The 3,084-nt window shown below is 61.3% G+C and carries 3 protein-coding genes; 2 read left to right on the top strand and 1 reads right to left on the bottom strand.

Translation table 11 applies throughout. The features are described from left to right. Positions 1-1,019: glutamine synthetase family protein (locus tag J5M67_RS27140; protein ID WP_207888505.1), on the bottom strand; the 1,019-nt coding region annotated here is incomplete at its 3' end. 278 nt (positions 1,020-1,297) lie between these two features. Between J5M67_RS27140 and J5M67_RS27135 the strand changes: the two genes are divergently transcribed. Continuing rightward, positions 1,298-2,047 (top strand): gamma-glutamyl-gamma-aminobutyrate hydrolase family protein, encoded by a 750-nt coding sequence (locus tag J5M67_RS27135; protein WP_207888504.1) that lies wholly within the window; start codon positions 1,298-1,300, stop codon positions 2,045-2,047. A gap of 39 nt (positions 2,048-2,086) precedes the next feature. Then, positions 2,087-3,084: glutamine synthetase family protein (locus J5M67_RS27130; protein WP_207888503.1), on the top strand; the 998-nt coding region annotated here is incomplete at its 3' end.

Raw genomic sequence — 3,084 nt, 5'->3', positions numbered from 1 at the left:
GTGCGGTTCTCTTCGCCCCACTCCACGTTTACCGGCGCCGAGGTGTCGGGCAGGAAACGGCGGAACGAGTTGACGTTCGGGGCGAACAGCGGCAGGGCTTCGGGAATGAACTTCTGCAGACCGCCGATCGCGTGGCGCAACGCGGCGTTCTGCTCGGGATCCTCGCTGGTGAAGATGTTCTTGCCGTCCTTGTCGAGCAGCGAGACGTGGACGTGCAGACCGTTGCCAGCCTGGCCCGGGTAGGGCTTGGCCATGAAGGTCGAATCCATCTCGTGGTCGTACGCGACGTTCTTGATCAGGCGCTTGAGCAGGACTGCGTAGTCGCAGGCCTTCAGGGCGTCGTCAACGTGGTGCAGGTTGACTTCGAACTGGGCCGGGGCGCTTTCCTTGACGATGGCGTCGGCCGGAATGCCCTGGGCGCGGGCGCCGTCGATGATGTCCTGCAGGCAGTCGGCATACTCGTCGAGGTCATCGATGGAGTAGACCTGGACCGATTGCGGACGCTTGCCGGAGATCGGCGAGCGCGGCGGCTGCGGACGGCCGTTCACGTTCTCCTGGTCGATCAGGTAGAACTCGAGCTCGAAGGCCGCGACGATGGTCAGGCCGATGTCGGTGAATCTCTGCACCACCTGGCGCAGCACTTCACGGGGGTCGGCGAAGAACGGCTGGCGCTCTTCCATCTCGTGCATGGTCATCAGCAGTTGCGCGGTCGGGCGCTTCTGCCAGGGTTCCATGGATAGGGTGTTGGGGATAGGGAAGCAGACGCGGTCCGCGTCGCCAATGTCCAGGCCGAGGCCAGTGCTTTCTACAGTGGAGCCGGTGATGTCGAGAGCGAAGAGAGAGGCGGGGAGATTGATGCCTTTCTCATAGACTTTGGGCAGGCTGGTGCGTTCGATGCGCTTGCCGCGAACCACACCGTTCATATCTGCAATCAGGAGGTCGACGAACTGGACCTCGGGGTGTTCCTTCAGGAACTCACTCGCTTCTTCGAGCGAAACGGCACTCTGGGGTACCGACATGATGTAACACCTTTATTGTTAAAAATTTCAATCATTCGAAGGCTGAGGTGTGAGTCAATCCGAATTGGCAAGGGTTGTCAATGTTGCACCAAAATGGGGCGCCATATTCGCAATGGGCCGGTTTTGGGGCGTTACAGGTCGCTTCAGGCGAGCGGAAAGCCTTGTTTGGCGGGCTGTTCAGAGGGGCGTGTTTGATTTTTTACATTTCTGTTGTGTAAAAAAATGAACAAGGCTAAGCTCGGCCTCAAGCCCATAACACATACAAACACGGGTGCCCCATGTCTCGCCTGCCGTTAATCGGCGTGTCTGCCTGCCTCAAGCAGCTCGGTTCGAAACCCTACCACGTCACTGGCGACAAATACCTCAGAGCTGTGATCTCCGGGGCCGCGGGCATTCCGGTGATCATTCCCTCCCTGGGCGATGCCATCGACCAGGAAGCCATGTTGGCCGCGTTCGACGGCCTGCTGTTCACTGGCTCGTCATCTAACGTCGAGCCTCATCATTATAGTGGCTCCGCAAGCGAAGCCGGCACTCTTCATGATTCCGCGCGCGACAGCACCACGCTGCCGCTGATTCGCCGCGCCGTCGCGGCCGGAGTTCCGGTGCTGGGCATCTGCCGCGGATTCCAGGAAATGAACGTGGCCTTCGGCGGTTCGCTGCACCAGAAAGTGCATGAGGTCGAAGGTTTCATGGATCACCGCGAGCCGGCCGACCAGCCGCTCGAGGTTCAGTATGGACTGCGGCACGCGGTGAGCGTGCAGCCAGGCGGCGTATTCGCCGGTATCGGGCTACCCTCGCAGTTCCAGGTCAACTCCATTCACGGCCAGGGCGTTGAACGTCTGGCGCCCGGCCTTCGTGTAGAAGCTCTGGCGCCTGACGGGTTGGTTGAAGCCTTCTCCGTCGAAGGTGCGGCCTTTGCCGTCGGGGTGCAGTGGCACCCGGAGTGGCAGGTCGAAACGAACCCCAACTATCTCGCTATCTTCCAGGCCTTCGGCAAGGCCTGCAGCAAGAGGGCGGGGAACCGTTGAGCCTGGCGTGGGTGCCGGCTCTCAACCCCTGAGGTCTTTATGACTACCAAGCTAGACCAGCTCAGCAGCTGGCTGAAGGAACGCAAGATCACCGAAGTGGAATGCATGATCGCCGACCTGACCGGGATTGCCCGGGGCAAGATCGCGCCGACTGCCAAATTCCTCAACGAGAAGGGCATGCGCCTGCCGGAGAGCGTCCTCCTGCAGACCGTGACCGGTGATTACGTCGAGGACGACATCTATTACGACCTGCTGGACCCGGCCGACATCGATATGGTCTGCCGCCCGGACGAGAATGCCGTGTTTCTCGTCCCGTGGGCCATCGAACCGACCGCGATGGTGATCCACGATACCTACGACAAGATGGGCAACCCCATCGAACTGTCGCCGCGCAACGTGCTCAAGCGCGTGCTCAAGCTCTATGCCGACAAGGGCTGGAAACCGATCGTCGCGCCGGAGATGGAGTTCTACCTGACCAAGCGCAGCGACGACCCGGATTACCCGCTGCAGGCCCCGGTGGGCCGCTCCGGTCGCCAGGAAACCGGCCGCCAGTCCTTCTCCATCGACGCGGCGAACGAATTCGACCCGCTGTTCGAGGACATGTACGACTGGTGCGAACTGCAGGGCCTGGATCTGGACACCCTGATCCATGAAGAAGGCACCGCGCAGATGGAAATCAACTTCCGTCATGGCGATGCCCTGGACCTGGCCGACCAGATCGTGGTGTTCAAGCGCACCATGCGCGAGGCGGCGCTCAAGCACAACGTGGCGGCGACCTTCATGGCCAAGCCGATGACCGGCGAGCCGGGCAGCGCCATGCACCTGCACCAGAGCATCGTCGACCTGAAGACCGGCAAGAACATCTTCTCCAACGCCGACGGCAGCATGAGCGAGCTGTTCCTGCACCACGTCGGCGGTCTGCAGAAGTTCATTCCCGAAGCCCTGCCGCTGTTCGCCCCGAACGTCAACTCGTTCCGCCGTTTCCTGCCCGACACCTCGGCGCCGGTAAACGTGGAGTGGGGCGAAGAGAACCGCAC

Origin of the sequence: Pseudomonas sp. 30_B (assembly GCF_017491605.1) — a bacterium.
Lineage (GTDB): Bacteria > Pseudomonadota > Gammaproteobacteria > Pseudomonadales > Pseudomonadaceae > Pseudomonas.
Note: the sequence above shows the minus strand (reverse complement) of the source record. Positions and strands in the feature narration are given on the sequence as shown.

Coding starts and splice junctions, on each gene's coding strand:
- J5M67_RS27135 (WP_207888504.1), top strand. CDS start 1,298: ATGTCTCGCCTGCCGTTAATCGGCGTGTCTGCCTGCCTCAAGCAGCTC.